13 protein-coding genes are annotated in these 19,248 nt (G+C 36.1%); 3 read left to right on the top strand and 10 right to left on the bottom strand.

Annotated features, from left to right (window positions below; translation table 11 throughout):
- Positions 1-165: 165 nt before the first annotated feature.
- From AC6CH4_RS15540 to AC6CH4_RS15530, 3 genes are all read left to right on the top strand, one after another.
- The gene (locus tag AC6CH4_RS15540; RefSeq protein ID WP_498104487.1) at positions 166-1,533 is read left to right on the top strand and encodes a rhamnogalacturonan acetylesterase; all 1,368 of its coding nucleotides are present in this window, start codon (positions 166-168) and stop codon (positions 1,531-1,533) included.
- Positions 1,534-1,554: 21 nt separating this feature from the next.
- Entirely contained in the window at positions 1,555-4,416 is a 2,862-nt protein-coding gene (locus AC6CH4_RS15535; RefSeq protein ID WP_498104485.1) for a glycoside hydrolase family 2 protein, read from the top strand.
- Between the two features lie 110 nt (positions 4,417-4,526).
- Positions 4,527-6,035, top strand: a complete 1,509-nt coding sequence (locus AC6CH4_RS15530) for a rhamnogalacturonan acetylesterase (RefSeq protein WP_498104483.1) — start codon at positions 4,527-4,529, stop codon at positions 6,033-6,035.
- Positions 6,036-6,299: 264 nt separating this feature from the next.
- On the opposite strand, the gene AC6CH4_RS15525 is transcribed toward AC6CH4_RS15530, so the two are convergent.
- The 10 genes from AC6CH4_RS15525 to AC6CH4_RS15480 all read right to left on the bottom strand — a co-directional run bounded on the left by AC6CH4_RS15525 (position 6,300) and on the right by AC6CH4_RS15480 (position 19,247).
- Entirely contained in the window at positions 6,300-6,476 is a 177-nt protein-coding gene (locus AC6CH4_RS15525) for a BF3379 family histone-like protein (protein WP_026983373.1), read from the bottom strand.
- Positions 6,477-6,708: 232 nt separating this feature from the next.
- Positions 6,709-8,091, bottom strand: coding sequence for a sulfatase-like hydrolase/transferase (locus tag AC6CH4_RS15520; protein WP_498104481.1), 1,383 nt, complete (start codon positions 8,089-8,091; stop codon positions 6,709-6,711).
- A 1-nt stretch (position 8,092) separates the two neighbouring features.
- A complete protein-coding gene (locus AC6CH4_RS15515) occupies positions 8,093-10,501 on the bottom strand; it encodes a glycosyl hydrolase 115 family protein (RefSeq protein WP_498104479.1) in 2,409 nt (802 codons plus the stop codon).
- Between the two features lie 219 nt (positions 10,502-10,720).
- On the bottom strand, positions 10,721-12,049 hold the full coding sequence (locus tag AC6CH4_RS15510; protein ID WP_498104477.1) for a rhamnogalacturonidase: 1,329 nt from the start codon (positions 12,047-12,049) through the stop codon (positions 10,721-10,723).
- 21 nt (positions 12,050-12,070) lie between these two features.
- A complete protein-coding gene (locus AC6CH4_RS15505) occupies positions 12,071-13,471 on the bottom strand; it encodes a family 43 glycosylhydrolase (protein WP_498104475.1) in 1,401 nt (466 codons plus the stop codon).
- A gap of 64 nt (positions 13,472-13,535) precedes the next feature.
- A complete protein-coding gene (locus tag AC6CH4_RS15500; RefSeq protein WP_498104473.1) occupies positions 13,536-14,876 on the bottom strand; it encodes a hypothetical protein in 1,341 nt (446 codons plus the stop codon).
- Positions 14,877-15,102: 226 nt separating this feature from the next.
- Positions 15,103-16,455 (bottom strand): glycoside hydrolase family 88/105 protein, encoded by a 1,353-nt coding sequence (locus AC6CH4_RS15495; protein ID WP_498104471.1) that lies wholly within the window; start codon positions 16,453-16,455, stop codon positions 15,103-15,105.
- Between the two features lie 34 nt (positions 16,456-16,489).
- The gene (locus tag AC6CH4_RS15490; protein ID WP_498104469.1) at positions 16,490-17,776 is read right to left on the bottom strand and encodes a DUF4861 family protein; all 1,287 of its coding nucleotides are present in this window, start codon (positions 17,774-17,776) and stop codon (positions 16,490-16,492) included.
- 45 nt (positions 17,777-17,821) lie between these two features.
- Entirely contained in the window at positions 17,822-18,151 is a 330-nt protein-coding gene (gene rhaM / locus AC6CH4_RS15485) for an L-rhamnose mutarotase (protein WP_498104467.1), read from the bottom strand.
- Between the two features lie 25 nt (positions 18,152-18,176).
- The gene (locus tag AC6CH4_RS15480) at positions 18,177-19,247 is read right to left on the bottom strand and encodes a glycoside hydrolase family protein (protein ID WP_498104465.1); all 1,071 of its coding nucleotides are present in this window, start codon (positions 19,245-19,247) and stop codon (positions 18,177-18,179) included.
- Between the last annotated feature and the right edge of the window lies 1 nt (position 19,248).

Here is a 19,248-nt window from a genome sequence, read left to right as displayed (position 1 = left end):
CAACCGCAATTTCTCTGTTTTTTTATGTTATAGCATCCTGTACCTACCTGATTTTTATAATATAATAATTTACAATCTCATAATATTTTAACATCATAGTACAGGATACTATATAAAAACGGAACTGTTAGCTTTGAAATTGAAATAAACTTAAATTCAGAAAAATTGATAAAAATCAGTACTTTTTTATGTGTCTTTTGTTTTGTTATGCCTGCGCCTTTTTTTGCGATGCATGTTGACAATCATTTAAATAACCATTGCTTTTTAACGCAAACACATTCATCTGACAGCATTAAAAACACAAAATCACTTTCGTTTTATTTTGGCACTTCAAAAAATACAAAAGGAATTATAATCAATAAACCTATACTTTATGATACCAAAACAGGATATGGTTTTGATCTTAATTCTTCTTCAAAAGTAAAAATCAATACTAATTCTTTTTCTACTGAAAAACCAACCTATTTCTCCGTACAATTACCCGAAGGAAATTATCAGGTCGAAGTTACCATGGGAAGCAACGAAAAAGCTTCAAACGTTTCTATAAAAGCCGAATCAAGAAGGTTGATGTTAAATCAATTGTCAGTACCAAAAGGACAAAAAATAACCAAAACGTTCAATATAAATATCAGAACACCCAAAATCGATGATCAATTAAATGTTACACTTAAAGACAGAGAAAAAGATATTTTAGATTGGGATGATAAATTAACGCTTGAATTTTTAGGTGAAGTTTCAATTCAGAATATAAAAATCACTGCTAAAGACAATTTGACGGTTGTTTATTTGGCTGGAGATTCAACCGTTACCGATCAGGATGTAGAGCCTTGGGCTTCCTGGGGGCAATTTATTACCAACTATTTTGATGATAGTGTTGCTGTCGCTAATTACGCTTATTCGGGATCCTCATTAAGTTCTTTTAAAAACGGAAATCGTTTAAAAAAGATTCTTAATCAAATTAAAAAAGGAGATTATCTGTTTGTTGAATTTGGCCATAATGACGAAAAAATAAAAGGCGAAGGAAATGGTGCCTGGGGATCCTATTCAGATTTATTGACCGAGTTTGTTCAATCGGCTAAAGATAAAGGCGCAATTCCGGTTTTGGTAACCCCAACGCAACGCCGATTCTTCAATGAAAATGGCACTTTAAAAGAAACCCATGGGGATTTTCCTGCTGCCATGCGTGCAGTAGCTCAAAAAAATAATATTGCATTTATCGACGTTACTAAAATGACAACCGAATTATATGAAACCTGGGGCGATGAACCTTCAAGAAAAGCTTTTGTGCAGTATCCTGCCAATACTTTTCCGGGACAAGAGAAAGCATTAGACGACAATACCCACTTTAATAGTTTTGGCGCTAACGAAATTTCACTTTGTGTAATAAAAGGAATTAAAGAACTTGATATTCCGTTAAAAAAACAAATCAAAAAAGAAACACCAAATTACGATCCAAAGAAACCAAACTATATTTCGAGTTGGACACTCCCAATGAGCGACCGTTTTGAAATTACTAAACCAGATGGCAATTAACCATCGAAGAATCTACCAATTATGCAACTAAAAAACACAATCCAAAATCTTTCTATTGCTGCGTTTACGCTTTTTCTGACCCAAAATAGCCACGCACAACAAACGGATAAAATTTATCTTTCCGGAAAAGATTTTGAACATCCTGTACAATGGGATTTTTATTGTACGGGTGGTAACAACAGTCAAAAATGGTCTAAAATAAATGTGCCATCGCAATGGGAATTGGAAGGTTTTGGTGAGTATACGTATGGGCGCTGGTACAAGGAATTGGAACAAAAAGAGCCAAGCAAAGAAGAAGGTTTGTATAAATATGAATTTGAAGTTCCTGCGGATTATAAAGACAAAGACGTTGTAATTGCTTTTGGAGGTGCCATGACAGATACCGAAGTAAAAGTAAACGGAAAACTGGCCGGAGCAATTCATCAGGGAGGTTTTTATGAATTTAAATATGACATCTCTTCTTTACTGAAATACGGTTCTAAAAATCTTTTAGAAGTTCATGTCTGGAAGCATTCTGCTAATAAATCAGTTAATGCCGCAGAAAGAAGAGCAGACTGGTGGTTGTTTGGTGGTATTTATCGTCCGGTTTGGCTGGAAGTTTCCCCAAAAACACATATTCAGAATATTGGTGTAAATCCAAAAATGGATGGATCTCTTACTGTCGATTTAAGTCTTAAAAATATTTCAAAAAACAACACTTTAGAAGCAACATTAAAAGGTATTAATGGAGAAAATTTCGAAACTTTTACTTTTCCGATTAAAACAAAAAGTATTGCAGCAACTATTGCAGCACAATGGAAAAATATAAAACCGTGGACTCCGGAAACTCCTAATTTATATGACTTACAATTGGTTTTAAAACAAAACGGAACTATAATTCATCAATATGATAAACGCATTGGTTTTAGAACTTTAGAGTTTAAAAAACAAGACGGAATTTATGTGAATGGTACTAAAATTATCATGAAAGGAATTAACCGTCACTCGTTTTGGCCAGAAGGCGGTCGAAGCACGAGTAAACGCATCAGTGAACTGGACGGGAAATTAATCAAAGACATGAATATGAATGCGGTTCGCGGGCACTATCCGCCGGATGAACATTTTTTAGAAGTCTGTGATTCATTAGGGCTTTTTGTTTTGAATGAATTGGCGGGCTGGCAAAACTCTTATGATACTGAAACCGGAAAGAAATTAGCAACCGAAATGATTACGCGCGATGTTAACCATGCCTCAGTAATTATTTGGGATAATGGAAATGAGGGCGGTTGGAATTATGATACCGATAAAGTTTTTGCCAATCTGGATCCGCAAAAAAGAATTGTGATTCACCCCTGGGCCGATTTTAACGGCTGGGACACACACCACTATCCTACTTATTTAACCGGAATGCACCGTTTTAATGCGGGCGAAAATGTGTTTTTCCCAACTGAATTCATGCACGGAACTTACGATAACGGACACGGAGCTGCACTGGAAGACTTTTGGAATCGTTACAAAGAAAGTCCGCTTTTTGCCGGAGGTTTTATGTGGGCGATGTTAGACGAAGCCGTAAAACGCTCTGATTGGACCGGAGATGTAAAATTTGATTCTAAAGGTTCATTGGCGGCTGACGGAATTTTAGGACCGCACCGTGAAAGAGAAGGAAGTTATTATACCGTAAAAGAAGTTTGGTCGCCCATTCAGTTTCAGCCAAAACAGGTTTCTGAAAATTTTGACGGCTCTTTCTTCATCAAAAACGATTATTTGTTCAGCAATTTGAATACCTGCAAAATGGAATTTAAAGTGATGAAAGCCGACAATAATGTGCTTTATTCTAATGGAGTTTCAACTTCAATAAGTTCAGGGAAAATTGAACTTCCGAGTATTGATCCGGGGGAAACCCGTAAAATTCAATTCGCTGTTCCGAATAATTTTGCAGAAGGTGACGTTTTATCAATAACGGCTTACGATCAATTCAATAAAGAAATTTATACCTGGACGTGGCCAATTCATAAAGCGTTATATTATGCAAATAAATTCTTAGCTGTTCAAAATACAAAAGCAAAAGCTTCAGCCGTAAAAACCGGAAATGAAATTACATTAAAAGGAAGCGATATCACGGTTTCTTTAGATGCTGTAACCGGAGAAATTACTGCTGTTAAAAACGGAATCTCAACTATTCCGTTAACAAATGGCCCACGTCCAATTGGAATGAAAGCCAAATTAAAAGACATTCAGGTTTCGCAGGATGGCGATAAAGCCATTTGTGTTGTAAATTATTCTGGCGGATTATCATCTATTAAATGGATTATGGAGCCAGACGGAAGATTTAAAATGGAATTGGTCGCGCTTAAAAATGCTTCTGGCGGAGAAGGTTTTGACGGTGCCTTTTTTGAAGATAAAATCAATTCTTTTGGAATTACATTCAGTTTTCCGGAGAAAGAAGTTACGGGTATTAAATGGTTTGGAAGAGGTCCGTATCATGTTTGGAAAAACAGAATTAAAGGAACTACTTTCGGCATTTGGGAGAAGGACTATAACACCACGATTACGGGAGAAAGTTTTGAGAATTTGATTTATCCTGAATTTAAAGGCTATCATGCCAATTTATTGGGTGCAAACTTAAAAGCAGGTGCCTCATCATTTAAAGTTTTCAGTGAAAATGATAATTTGTTCCTGAGATTATTTACTCCTGATTTGCCTAAAAATGGTTTCCCGGGAAGTTATCCTCAGCCGGCATTCCCGGAAGGAGATATTTCGTTTATGTATGAAATTCCAGCGATGCGAGATTTCAAACCTCTGGAACAACAAGGGCCTCAAAGTCAGCCAACCAACATCAGAATCAAAAGCGGAGATGATGGGATAAAAATGAATTTGTGGTTTGATTTCAGAAGTAAGATTTAATACTGTGTTATTTAACCGCAAAGTTCGCTAAGCTTTGCGTACATCGCGTAGACCTTTGCGAACTTTGCGGTTAAATAAACACATACAATTCATAACTCATAATTAAGAAAATGAAATCAGTTAAAATACTTTCTGTCTTATTTCTTACGGTATTATTTTTCAATTTTACTTCAAAACAAGACAATAAACCAACTGTTTATATGGTTGGAGATTCAACCGTTAAAAATGGCAAAGGCGACGGAACCGGCGGACTTTGGGGCTGGGGAGATTTTATTGGCCAGTTTTTAGATACCACCAAAGTACATATTGAAAATCATGCTTTGGGAGGGACAAGTTCGAGAACTTTTCAGGACAAAGGTTTATGGATAGAAGTTTTAAATAAATTAAAAAAAGGCGATTATGTACTGATTCAATTTGGACATAATGATGATGGACCTGTAAATGATACTATTCGCGCCAGAGGAACCATTAAAGGAATTGGAAATGAAACCCAGGAAATTGACAATTTAATAACCAAAAAACATGAAATTGTTCACAGCTACGGCTGGTACATTCAAAAAATGGTTCAGGAGGCCAAAGCAAAAGGAGCTATTCCGATTATTTGTTCTCCCATTCCGAGAAACGACTGGAAGGAAGGCAAAGTACCTCGTAACGACAAATCATACGGATTGTGGGCCAAACAAATTGCTGAAAAGGAAAAGGTTACTTTCATCAATTTGAATGAAAAAATGGCCCTTGAAATGGAAAAATTCGGCGAAGCAAAAGTAACCGGAACTTATTTCTATAAAAAAGATCATACGCATACTTCTGCAAAAGGTGCTGTACTTTCGGCTTCGGTTATTATTAATGAATTGAAAACGAGTAAAAATTATTTAAAAAATTACATTTTAGAAAATCCTAAAATTGTACTTCCAGCTAAGAAAAAAGTGTTTTTAATTGGGGATTCTACCATGGCGAGTAACGACGGTAATCCTGATGCTGTGGGCTGGGGCGTTCCTTTTCCGCAGTATTGCGATACGACCCGAATTGAAGTTGTCAATAAAGCGCGTGGCGGAAGAAGCACCAGAACTTTTGTTTATGAAGGTCTTTGGGATGAAGTTAAAAACCAATTACAACCGGGAAATTTTATCTTGATTCAGTTTGGACATAACGATGCAGGCGCTGTAGACAAAGAAAAATTTAGAGGTTCCCTAAAAGGAAACGGGGAAGAAACACAAGAAGTAATACGCCCTGACGGTTCAAAAGGAATCGTACATACTTTTGGCTGGTACATGGCAAAATTCATCAGAGAAGCGAAAGAAAAAGGTGCAATTCCGATTGTTTTAAGTCAGACGCCAAGAAACGAATGGCCAAACGATAAAGTCGAACGCAGAACTGATACCTACGGAAACTGGTCTAAAACCACTGCCGATAAGGAAGGCGCTTATTATATTGATTTGAATGAAATTGTAGCTCTAAAATATGAAGCTTTAGGAAAAGAAAAAGTAAAAGACTTCTTCCCGAAAGACCACACGCATACAGGTTTGGAAGGTGCGACTTTGAATGCATTGACAGTTGCCGAAAGCATTAAAAAAATTAAGGAATGTAGTTTGAAGGATTATATTGAAATTTCTAAATAGTTGTAAGTTATACTATTTACTCAAAAAATCCCAATTTAATTTCTTTTAACATAGCCCAAGGTTTCAACCTTGGGTGCGCAATATAGATCACCAAACTAATCCCAAAGGTTTCAACCTTCGGTGACGGATAGATAAATCATATTGTTTTTTGTATTGTGTTCCCAAGGTTAAAACCTTGGGCTATGCCAAAATTCATAACTTATAACTTAAAAAAAACCTCGTTTAATTGCTTAAACGAGGTTTTATCTTTTAATTCAAAAAAGATTATTTTTTTGATTCTTCGATAGAAACTTTTCTGAACTCTTTTAAAAGTTTTTCAAGTTCTAAAGTTGATTTACGTGCTCTAGCTCCAGCAGCTTTAATACCTTTTTCAGTTAAAGATTCAGCTTCTGCTTTGAATGTGTCAATTTCGGCGTTGATTTTTACTAATAGATCTTTCATGCTTATAAGTGTTAAATTAAGGCGCAAAAATAAAAGTTTGCTTGATAGATAACGCATCTTTAATGTTAAAATTATAACTCTTTTTACCCTTCCCGTTAATAATAAATTAATCTCAAAGCTTTTCACTTTATTATCAATTACTTACATCAAATAAATACTACTATTTTTTTTCTTCTTAAAACTTAATATTAACGTCTTAACACCTATTTACAGTACTTTTTCTATCCCTATTTTATTTAATATTCTCATTATTAACTTTTTTAGCATCCTTTTTAAACTGATTTTCAAGAGCAGTTTCCATTTGTGCTGCGATTACTTCATTTTGCTTCCAGACATTATTCTTTTCTTCTGGATCCTTTTCAATATTATACAATTCATAGTCCGCTGGTATTGCTTTGGGATGTCTTGTTCTGATTATTTTCCAGGGTTTGCTGATTAAACTTTCCTGCAAATGGCCTCTTATATAAATTTCCTGATTGGGGATCGTTTTGTTTTCAGCAATTGCTGACCAGACATTCTTTCCTTCTACAGTTTGAGGTAAAGTCTTCTCTCCAGTCAAAAATAAAATACTTGGCAACAGGTCAATAACTGAAATATAATTTGAGTTTTTATAACTCTTCAAATGATCTTTCCAGTACATCACACACGGCACCCTCACAGCACCTTCATAATTGGATGTTTTCCAATCCCTAAGCGGCTTATTGTCTCCAAGAGTGGTATTCGATGGATGGACACCGTTGTATTCGTTTTTGGAATCCCAGTTTTCCATAGCACCATTATCACTCATAAAAATTACCAATGTATTTTCATCCAGTTTTTGCTGTTTCAATTTTTCAAGCAACAAACCTATGCTGTTATCCATATGAGCTACTGCAGCGGCATAATCCCTGCGTGAACTGTCTTTAATGGAATTCATATAAGGGTCTTTCCACTTTTGTTCTTCCTGCAAAGGAAAATGCGGTGCGCTATAGGCAACCTGCAAAAAGAAATTTTTATTAGGATCTCTTATTTCAGAAATCCATTTGATGGTTTCATTTGTGATCAAATCGGTGGCATGACCTGTCTCTTCTATAAACTCACCATTTCTATACCAACTCTTATCTCCATTTTTATACAAATGCGTGTATTGATCTATCTGTCCGTGTAAAAAGCCGTACGAATAATCAAAACCATACGCTTTTGGGCCACTGGCGAGTTGCAATCCTAAATGCCATTTTCCGATAAGTGCAGTCTGATATTGATTTTGATGCAATAATTTCGGCAAAGTTGGTATTGAATCCGGTAATTTGGTCTGATCCCGATCTCCAATTGGCGCTACAATTCCCATACGGCTCGAAGGCCTTCCTGTTAAGAGACTCGCTCTTGTGGGAGAACAAGTAGGATTAACATAAAACCGATTGAGTTCTACTCCATTTTGGGCTAAATAATCGATGTTTGGTGTTTTGATTTCTGAGCCATGGTAGCCAACGTCATTCCATCCCATATCGTCGGCAATAATCAAAATAATATTAGGTTTTTCTACTAATTTCTTTTGAATTCCCTGACTATACGAAATTGAAAAACAAAACAATAGCATGATTAACAACTGTATTCTTGTATTCCTGTTTTTCATCATTTTAATTAGCTTTTACCGTTATGTAATCCAATACAATTCCGGTTTGATTAACTTCAATCCTAATTGTATGTCTCCCTTTCTGCAAATTTGATGCTGATACTTTTACAATAGCACTATTTCGAAGCACATTTTTCTTCCATGTTTTATCACGGTCTTTGGTATTTATTTTGAAAAACTGAATTGTTTTTTCATCCAAATGAACTCCGATTTCCTGATCAAAATTATTGGAATGCGTCGGAAGCAAATGAACTTCAATTTCATATTCGCCAGCATTTTCTATTTTAAATTCATATAAAACAAAAGGCTTTTCGGTTTTAAAATCCTGTTGTTTTAATGGAAATAAAGTAACCGCATTGTTACTGTATCCTAAACCGTTAATCGTCTTCCATTTATATTCTTCCGCCTCTTTTTTAGAAGCAAATTGATTCCCTTGAATAACAATTTTGTCTGAACTTAATTTTGACGATTCTTTAGAAAATGTATTCTTTTTAACCGCATCAAAAACGGGTAAATCCCTCGGATGCATCGACATCATGTTTTTCCATTTTCCGTTACTCAGTTTAGTATTATAATAATTGGTCAACCCTTCAATTTTCTGATAAGATTCTAAAGCCAAAACCTGATACTTTTCCTTTTGATTTTCATCAGAAGTTGTCGCTTCTAAATTCCAATATAAAAATTTATGATTCATATAAGCGGCACCTTTTACAGGATAAACAACCAATTGAAACCATGCATCTTTTCGTTCTGGCGGAATCAAATCAGACAACTTATCTACTTTTTCAATAAGTCTGTTATATGCTTTAATTCTGTCCCAGATTTCTTCTTCAGAGAGATCAGAAAGTTTTACAGGAGTTGTCGGTTCCGTTTGACTCCAACCCATGTATTCGGGCTTTCTAAGGAACGCCAAACGATAATATTCTTCAAAAATTTGACTAACTGCTGAACTGATTTTAGGCGAAAATTCCCGTGAAGCCCAATCTTTCAAATATTCCTTTAATCCATCCGATTTTATACTGTTGATATTCCAGGCTAAATCTAAAAAAAGTTCGGTGTCATATTCTGCAGGTTTGATATCACCGACATTTACAATCCACATTTTCTTCGCTCCGTTTTCGTAAGCCTTATTCATTTCGTACCAAATTAAACCTGGCTGTGTTGTACTCAGCCAAAGATAATCGTGAGGTCTTCCCCAATAACTGATGTGATAATAAACACCGCTTCCTCCTGCTCTTTTTTGCTCCTCTTCATTACTCAAACGACGAATGTAGCCGTAATTATCATCGGGCCAGACTAAGGTAATATCATCCGGAACTTTGAGTCCGTTGTCGTATAATTCCAACACTTCTTTATACGGAACAAAGGCTTGCGAAATGGATGACAGAGGTTTTTTGAAAGTGTTCGAAAGCATTTCACGTTGATTGACAATGATTTTTTCGACCATATCAATTGATGCTGCTAAATCTTTCGCACCTTCCATTTTGCTGTCGTGCACGCCCCGCATTCCCAATGTCATGATAGTCTCATTCTGAGCCGATTTTAATTCGTCCAAACGATCCTGCCAATATTTATCGACCTGGGTTTTATTGGTAAAATAATTATACTCGCCGTAAATTTTTAGTTTCCATTCATCCACATTATTCCGAAGCATTGGTTCTGCATGAGAAGATCCGATAACAATATGGTATTTTTGCGCCATTTCTTTATTCCACGGAAGGGTGAAAAATCCTTTTGTGGACGGATGCATTGCTGGCCAAATCGTGTTCGCTTTTAATCGCAGTAACAACTGAAATATTTTCTCATATGTTTTTGGACCGATATCACCTGTTTCCGGTTCAAATGTTTTCGCCGCCCAAGGCTGTAATGCCCAATCTTCGTCATTTAAAAAAATGCCTCGATATTGCACTGATGGCGATGAAACTATTCCCTTACGGGGAAGTTGTAATGCTACATTTTCTTTCTTTAGAGGATGTACATCTGCCCACCATTTCCATGGAGAAATTCCGAGTCGTTCAGCAATTTCAAAGATTGCGTAAACAGTTCCACGTACATCGCTTCCTATGACTATTAAATTTTCTTTTTCTTTTTGAATGGAAAATTTCTCCCATTGATTTGCTACTTCTTTTTTACTTTTTTGAGATCGAAATAAATTGGAAGAAGCTTCTCCAATATAAATTCCTTTTTTAGAAAATAAATCTGTTGGGATAATTTCCGGACGTTTTCCTGTTATCTCTTTAATATCATCTGCTAAATCATTTACCGCCCAAACAATTAGTGCATCGGCATTTTTATCAATATAAATAGTTGCTGTTTGATTGGCATCCGCAATTGAAAACTCCACAGCATTTTTATCCTGACTGTAGGATGTCAAAGTTGATATTGCGCAGATAATTGCTAGAATCTTATTCATTTTGATGGTATTGTTTGAATTGTCATTGCACGCAGATTTAAACGGATTTAGGCAGATCTACGCAGATTTTATTCTCATTTTTTGTCATTCCGAGGAATGGCAAACTTTGTGGTAACTTCAAATATACTTTGAGTAAAGCCATTCGATATTAACGCACTGCTATCCGCCTCTCCAAAAAAACCTTAGAACCTCAGAATCTTAGTAACTTAGAATCTCTTTTTAATCAACAAGCACTTTATTCACATAAACATTTTTAAAAGTTACTCCGTTTATCAGGCTTTTATTAATCTCTGTTTTAGTGGATTCGATATTTAAATTTTCGAAAGTGAAATTGGAAAGACGCACATTTGGGTCATTTTCAACTCCATAAAAAGTCTCGCATTTTAATTCTATGTTTTTTAGCGTCACATTATCGCCATAGGAAAGCGGAATATCAGGACGGCCTTTTAAGTCGAAAAACTGTTTCCAGGAAAAAACCGCCAGGCCAGTTTTGGCTGAACCTTTGATGTCTTCTACTCTAATGTATTCATATCTTTGAGGCGTATCGGGACGCATTTTTAGCCATAATAATCTTGAAGCTCCGTCGATTTTACAATTACGCATAATTACATTTCTGTTGTGGATCGATTCGCTTCCGTTGGTTAAAGACGAGTGACAAAATCCGAAATTACAGTCTTCAATAATAATATTTGAATTTGGTCCGTTGTTTTTGTCCTGATCTGCGTATGGTCCTTTTCCACCCTTTAAAGCAATCGCATCATCGTTAACCGACAAGAAGCATCCTTTTACTAAAAAGTTACTGCAAATATCAATATCGATAGCATCTGTACTTGGTGCTTTGTCTTTAAGATGTGGTGAAAAAATATACAAATCCAGCATTTTTACATTATTACATTTGTAGAAATGATTGGTCCAAAAACCAGAATTAATCAGTTTTACATCTTGCAATTGTACGTTATTTGAATTCCATATAAAAACCAATCTTGGTCTGGAAACTTCAAGATTCGTGCATTTTGGATTCTCTTTACGGCGCGCCCAGAAAGCATCCCAGTATTTTTTCCCATTTCCGTTGATGGTTCCTTTTCCCGAAATTGAAAAATTATCAACACCATAAGCATTTACCAATGCAGGAAAATAATCCAGATTCTGACCTTCCATTCTGGATGGCATAATTGGATAATTGGCAATATCATCAGAACCTTTTAAAACTCCGCCTTCACTAACGTATAAACTTGTTTTTGGCTTAAAAAATAAAGCACCACTCAGAAAAACTCCTTTCGGAATAATGATTACGCCTCCGCCATTTGCAGACGCTTTATCAATTACTTTTTGAATCGCAACGGTTTGGATTTTGGTGCTGTCTTTACCAACTCCAAAATCGGTTATCGTGTATTTTTTACCTAAATCTTTTAATTGAAGTTTGGTATAATCTTTAAACCAAGGCGTAATTTCACTTCCATCAGGAAACTTATCATTGGCATATTTTTGCGAAAATGAGGCCTGAGAAATTCCCAGAACACATAGGGCTAAAGCGAAAAACTTTTTCATTGTCGTTGTTTTATTTAATATCTATTTTTTTATTTTTATTTGATTTACAGAAACATAATATCCTGTACTTCCATAATGCGATTTTCTTTTATCCGACCAATTTGGTCTTTCTCCGGTTACAGAAACGGTTATTCTATATTTCCCCTTCTTCAAAATTGGAGAAACAAACACTTGCGATTCCATTGAAAATTTACTGTACATATCAATAATCGCCTTTACAATTTCTTTTCCTTTTTCATCGGTTAAAACCACTTTGGCATAACCATTTTCAGAACCAACAAAACTATTGAATGCAATTTGTCGACCGTTAAACCGAATTGAAAACGAAGCCTCTTTTTCATCCGATTTACTTTCAGGAACTTCATTATTGAGATGTTTCCAATTTCCTTTGTATTGAATTTGCTTATCCGTATTTTTAATTACTTCATCTTTAATTTCTGTTTTAGAAATAATTCCTGTTGAAGTATTGAGTTGCCAGGCTTCCTGATATTTAGGGATCGAAATTGAAGTTCCCGAAATCACAAGCGGTTGCCAGACATAAGTTGCTGAAGAAGCCTGTTTGGGAAAAGACCAACGGTCACCCATAAACATAAAAGTCGTTTCTTTTGAACCCTGAATTGGCAATACAAAGGTCGATTGGGAATTCCATGTCAATGTTCCTTCCGGAGCAATCAAACCCTGAGATGTCCATGGTCCTTTTAGTGAATTTGAGGTGTAATAATAATTATCATTTTTCTCCCAACTCGTTAAATGCGAACCAATAAAATAATAGAGGTCATCTTTTCTAAACAGTGTTGGCGATTCAAATCCCGTGGTGATATTTTCGTTTACTTTCTCTGTAACCGATTTATAATCATCATTCAATTTATAAATTTCACCGCCGTGAACCAAAATATATCCAGAACCATCATGATCCTGAAAAGTTCCCATATCCCATTTTTTAATTGGTTTTCCCTCAAACAAAAGCGGGCCTTTAAATTCGTAAGGGCCTTTTATTTCTTTTGAAACGGCATAGCCAACAAACTGATCTTTATAGGTTAAACTATCAACATGCATATACATAACATATTCATTGGTTTTAGGACATTTCATTACTTTGACCCTTTCTCCCACTCTATTGGCACCTAATTTTCCAGATTCTTCTACCGGTAGTGCGATGCTTTCAAATTTCCAATTATAAAGATCTTTTGACGAATAACAATTAAATCCTGCAAAAGCATTACTGTCATTAGTATGTGCTTCTCCGAAAAGATAAAATGTATCATTCTCTTTAATGATGTTGGCACCATGAGCGCTTACAATATTTCCGTTTTGATCAAACCAGGGAACTCCAGAATAAATGGCGTCCATTTTTCCAGGCTGTTGCGCAAATGCGAAAACCGAATTCAGCAAAAGAATAATAAATTTTATTTCTTTTTTCAAGCCTCGTAAATTGGAACAATTTTTAATAACCATTTTATTTTCTTTCTTCTATTCTCTTTCTTCTCTATTTACGTTTCAGCCATTCTTTCGGAACATTTACAATGCAAATATTCATCGTTTTATTATCTGCAGAAAGCATTGCGGACTGAATTTGAATTTTTGTTCCGTCTCTGTTAAAAGTAGGATGAATATGATCTGCCGCGGTGTCTTTATGTCCGGTCGTCAGCATAATCATTTCATTTGTTTTTCTGTCGATTAAATAAAGACTTCTGGAGAAGTCATCTCCAACTGCCCATCTTCCGTCAGCAGAGCCATGAACGTGCCACAAACCACTTCCGCTTTTGGTTTGTCCGGCGATAATCATTTCGCGCGTTCTTAAGTTTACAATAGCCAAACCAGTTGGTTTTTCGCGTGTTCCCGAATTTCCCCAATTACTTTCCTGACCCGGATTTTGAGGATTTCGAACTTCTGTACTTGTGGTAACTTCAACTGGAGTTTCTTTCTGAATATCTATTTTGCGATGTCCCATAATCGCCATGGCAACCTCATCTTTCGAAATTACGGCTTCGTGCGTTACCCATTCAAAATCTGATTCGGGATATAAAGGTCTTAAACCAGTTCCATCTGCCATAACCGTCCATGTTCTTTGAGGCGATTTTCCTCCCGTCTCCCAACAAAAAACCAATTCGCCCGGATTCCAAATGTTCGACTGAATATGTCCAACCTGAAATGGAACAGAAATTACATGTTTGAATTTGCCTGTTTTTATATTCATACTGCCAATTCCGCCCGGGCCTGCCCCCATATTTCTTGGCCCAAAATTCTTTTCAATTTTTACATTTGCGTCTATATGTCTTGCTGCTTCTTCTTTTCCAATTCTAAAGTAAACGCGATCTTCATCAGCATCCAAAGCCATATCTCCGGAAGCACCCATTTCTGGAGTTGTAATTCCGCAAACACGTTCATAAGCCGAAACCGGTTTCATCTTTCCATCCTGACTGTCTTTAAAAACGGCTTCCAGATTGACTTCTATAATTTGCATTTTATCGCCCTCTGCTTTGCGCATAAAATACAATTTCATCGATTTTTGAGCCATGCATAATGTTCCGGTATAACCGCCTTCGGTAACCTGAACCATTATTCCTGATTTTTCGTTTACCGCCATAGCTTCATCATTGGCTCTTTTGCTTCTAAAAATTAGCCATTGTCCATCGGCAGTCCATTGCGGATGCGTTGGATAGGTTTTGGAATCACCCGCAGATTTTGTCGTTAGAAAAATCAAATCAACACCGGTGACCGGATCTTTTATGGTCTTTTTTTCTGATGGAAATCGGGTTCCAATCTGGCTAAAAGTTGTTACGGTGAACAACAAGCAAAGTATATTTATTGTTGGGCTGAGTTTCATAAATTAAATCTTTTGGGTTGAATTAATCGAGCGAAGTTTTATTTGTCATCCTGAGGAACGAAGGATCACACAAGGAATTCCGTTCCTGGAATCGCCAATCTTTGTCGAGCTTCTAGTGTGATCCTTCGTTCCTAAAGATGACAAACTGAACTCTGAAAATTTTGCGTTTCGACTTTGCAAAATCACTTCTGCATAGTGCAAAACACCTAACTTCTAACTCTTCACATTACTTATGCAAATTATTTTTCCCTTCTATTTTCAACTGAATTGAACTGTCATTTATTTGGAACTGACTATCATTCAACATTAAAATTACTTCAGCTCCAGCTAATAAAATCGGGCCGTAACCGTGGGCCGCGAAAACATTTACAGGACGATAATAATAAAATGCAGGATCAAATCCCATTCCGGTTCCAACGCAGGTTCCTTCTACCTGGCCTTTGTCATTTACTTTTGTCGCCACTGCATTCCATGCCAATAAAACAGCCGGAGCATATGTCATTTTATCGACATAACCGCGATTAATAGCTCTTGCAATCGAATAGGCATAAATAGCTGTTGCCGATGTTTCTAAATAGGTATCATTTCTGTCTAATAACTGATGCCAAAAACCAGTTCCGTCCTGATATTGTACTAAACCTGCAATATGTTTTTGTAATTGCGCCAAAACCTGAGGATATCCCGGATGATTTTTTGGTAAAACTTCTAACAATTCAACCATGGTCATAACCGCCCAACCATTGGCTCTCGCCCAATGAAACTGAGGATGCACTGTCATCGACTCCACCCAGCCGTGCATATAAATGCCTTTTTGTTCGTTAAACATTCTTTTAGAAAACTGATTGACTTGTTTTACAGCGTCATCAAAATATTTTACATCTCCGGTATAACTCCCCATTTGGGCTAAGGCCGGCACACTCATAAACATATCATCTAACCAAAGTGTATTGTCCTGAGGCCTGTTTCTGGCCAGGGTTCCGTCTTTTAATCGAAACTGTTTATTGCTTATGAAATCAATATAATTGTTTATCAAAGGATCAGCATTTGCTTTTAAACCTTCTTTTTTGGCTTTAATAAATGCTGCACAAAGCGCTCCTGCAAAATCTAATGCTTCAGGATGAAGCGTTTTGAGCATGTCTTTGTCTTTGATGTTTTTTTCGTCGTAATTGGCAGCAATATCCGCAATCAATTGTATTCTTTTATTGGAATAATCTGCAAAATATTTTTCGCCTGTGGCTTTAGACGCCAAAAGCATTCCGGCGTATGTCACACCCCATTCATAACTTGTTAATCGAAAAGCACCTGGCTCAAATACAATGTCCTGATTGCCTTTTTTATAATCTGTAATTACAGCTTTAGTAGTAGCATCTACAATTTTGGAAGCCGAGTTTTTATCCAAAAAATTATAGACTCTGTCTAACACCACTTTTATGTTTTCTTTCTGTGGAATAACATATGGTGTTGGATAATCTGGCTGCATTAAGTGCAATGGCGCTGTTGCATCAGTTTTTTGAGCGTTTATGGCAGTGCAGATTCCAAACGCAAATAAGGTTATAATTTTGGTCGATTTATAGTTCATAGCTAGTGTTAGTTTAGTTTAAAATGAGATTGTTTTATTTTCCTATTTCAACATTTATTTTGGCAGACAGTTGTTTCGCCAAAGTGGTTACATAATTGCTGAAATAAGTGGAATCCTTAAAGTTTGGATCGGCGCTCAATTCCCAACCTGCTATCGCATAATAGCTGATTTCTTTATTGTTTTCTATTGATAGTTTTGCCAGATAAGAATCTGTTAGTTGCCCGGTTTTAGGAGCTTCGATATATCCTTTATAAATGTTCTTCGGAACCAAAATGGCAGTCCCTAAAATCCATGTGTGCTCATAGGTTAAATAATCATGCTGAATAAAACAAACCCAATCTCCGGCTTCAACTACTTTCAAAGGATTTTTATTATTCAGGTTTGAAATTGCTGCCAGAAAAATTTCTTTTCCTTTAAGACCGTCAATTTTAACTGTGTTTTCATAACCGTACATTCCCGGCCAGATTGAGGTAGTTTCCTGAACCTGATATTTATTTCCCGAAGCTTCCCAATTTTGATATCTATAACTTAAAACCGAATTTACCGGGCCTTCACTTACGATCTTAAAAGTTGTTTTTTCGACGTTATTCAAAGTGTCATTCGTCAAAATTCCAAGTCGGTTGATTTTATCGTTGATCAATAAGGCATAACCTCCTAAACCAGCCGAACTTCCAACCGGAAAAATATCTCTTCCCCAGTCGTACATTTGATGATAATTATCTTCTACTTCGCCTTTACTATTGATTCCGACATCTTCAGGAGTAATTGCAGGGATTTTTTTTCCGAAAACATCTTTTGAGTTTCTTCCATCTAAATAATGTCTGAAACCTACTTTATCATTTTCCCAGGTTGGTCCGTCTGTTTGGTATTTCTGGAAACCTAACTTTTTGTATACCTGATTTGCCATCAAAACTTCTTCTGTTGCGGGTTGAACAGGCAAATTTTTAGCTTCTCTTTTTCCGAAACGAACACTTGTTTTTATTTGAAATTTAGGATCAAGAGAAGACCATTTTAGTTCCACCGTTTTCTTTTCATTTGGAGCAAAATCAGTTACCAGAAAAAGTTCGTCCCATTTTCCGTTTCCATCTAAATCATTTAATTGCGCTGGAATCGTATCTTTTTTATGGATTAAAATTGGATAAACTTTCGAATCTTCTTTTATAGAAAACTGACTTCTTTTAATTACAATAGCTTTTTGGGGCACTGTCAATTCTGAAGTGTTTTTTAAGATTATTGTCGTTCCTGTTGATTTCTGTTGCGCTTTACAACTTGTCAATATCGTTGCCGTTAAAGCGATTGACAGATAAAGATTCGTTTTCATTTTGTTTTGTTTCAGGTTTTCTTTGTTTCGCATTTCACAATTTAATTAATCCAAATGAAAAACTTCTTTTAATGGAACAGTAACTGGCGAATTATTAGGATATGTTTCCATTATATCAGCCATATAGGCCCACCATTTTTTTACGATTGGATGATTGGGCAACAGCTTTTCATCAAAATTGGGGCTAATTTTTTGAACTGCAAAAAGAGTTAAACTTTCTTCATCCAAAAAAATACTATAGTCCTGAATACCCGTTTCTGAAAGTAACGATTGCAATTCAGGCCAGATTTCGTCATGTCTCTTTTTATATTCTGTTTCAAAACCAGGTTTTAATTGCATTTTGAAAGCGTTTCTGATAGTTTGGTTATTTTTCATTTTTTTGGGGTTAAAAATTATTTAATTAAACTATTTTAAAAATAAATCCGGAAGAGGTTTCATATTTTCCTCCTTGTGAAGCCATAAATAAATACGTTGCTTTTCCGTTTTGAAATAATAATTGCGGACGTTCTCCACGACCGTATCTATTTAAATGTTTCGGTGCTTCAGGCTGTTTTATATATTTATTTAAAGGCTGATATGAAATCAAAGGATCGCTCCAGTGAATACCATCGTCAGAATCCATATATAAGCCATTATCAATTCCAAAAACGCCCATATCTCTTGCTAACATTTTGAATTTCTTATTTTCATACCAGACAAAAGCGTCTTCACATTGTTTATTATCTCCCAGTTTAGAAAAATCAATTACCGGATTGTTCTTGTATTTTTCATAAGGACCGTGGAGTGATTTTGAAATGGCCAAACCGTATTTTCTGTTCCCTTTAATAGGGAATTTTGGATGTTCGTAATTCTCGGTATCCAAAGATTTATAGTAAAGCCAATACTCACCATTTGGATGTTTTAGAAAAGAAGGATTTGTGGTCAAAAGATCGTCCCATTCCCCTTGTTTTCCCGGAAGCAATAAAGGTTTATCTGGTCTTTCCCATGGCCCGTAAAGCGAATCTGCAGTAGCTAATCCGACACGTTTGGTATTCATTTTCCCATTAGAATTTCCCATAAAAAACAGCGCATATTTTCCGTCTACAAAATGAATACTCGGATTATGGCAGGTTGTGGCATCCCAAAAACCTTCACCGCGAGGGGCTAAAATAGTGCTTACATATTCATATGGACCTTCCGGTTTATCCGCAACGGCGTGGGCAATTTCAGAACTACTGATCCATCCGCTCATTCCTTTTGCTTTTGGCCATCTTGAAAAGAACACATGAATTTTACCATCCGGACCTTCAATTGGGCTGTTGCACCAAACATAATAATCTTCAAATTCGAGTGCGCGCCCAACTGGCCGAAGCCTTTTCTCGAAATCTGAAAGTTTTGGATCATCCATAAAATCATTTGCCATAACCGGAAACGGAAGGCAAAGTGCCATAACAGCAAGTGAATTTCCTATTATAAATTTTCTTCGATTCATT

It is taken from the genome of Flavobacterium sp. GQ95, assembly GCF_059758655.1.
The sequence above is the reverse complement of the archived record's forward strand: the minus strand, read 5'-3'. Positions and strand labels throughout refer to the sequence as shown.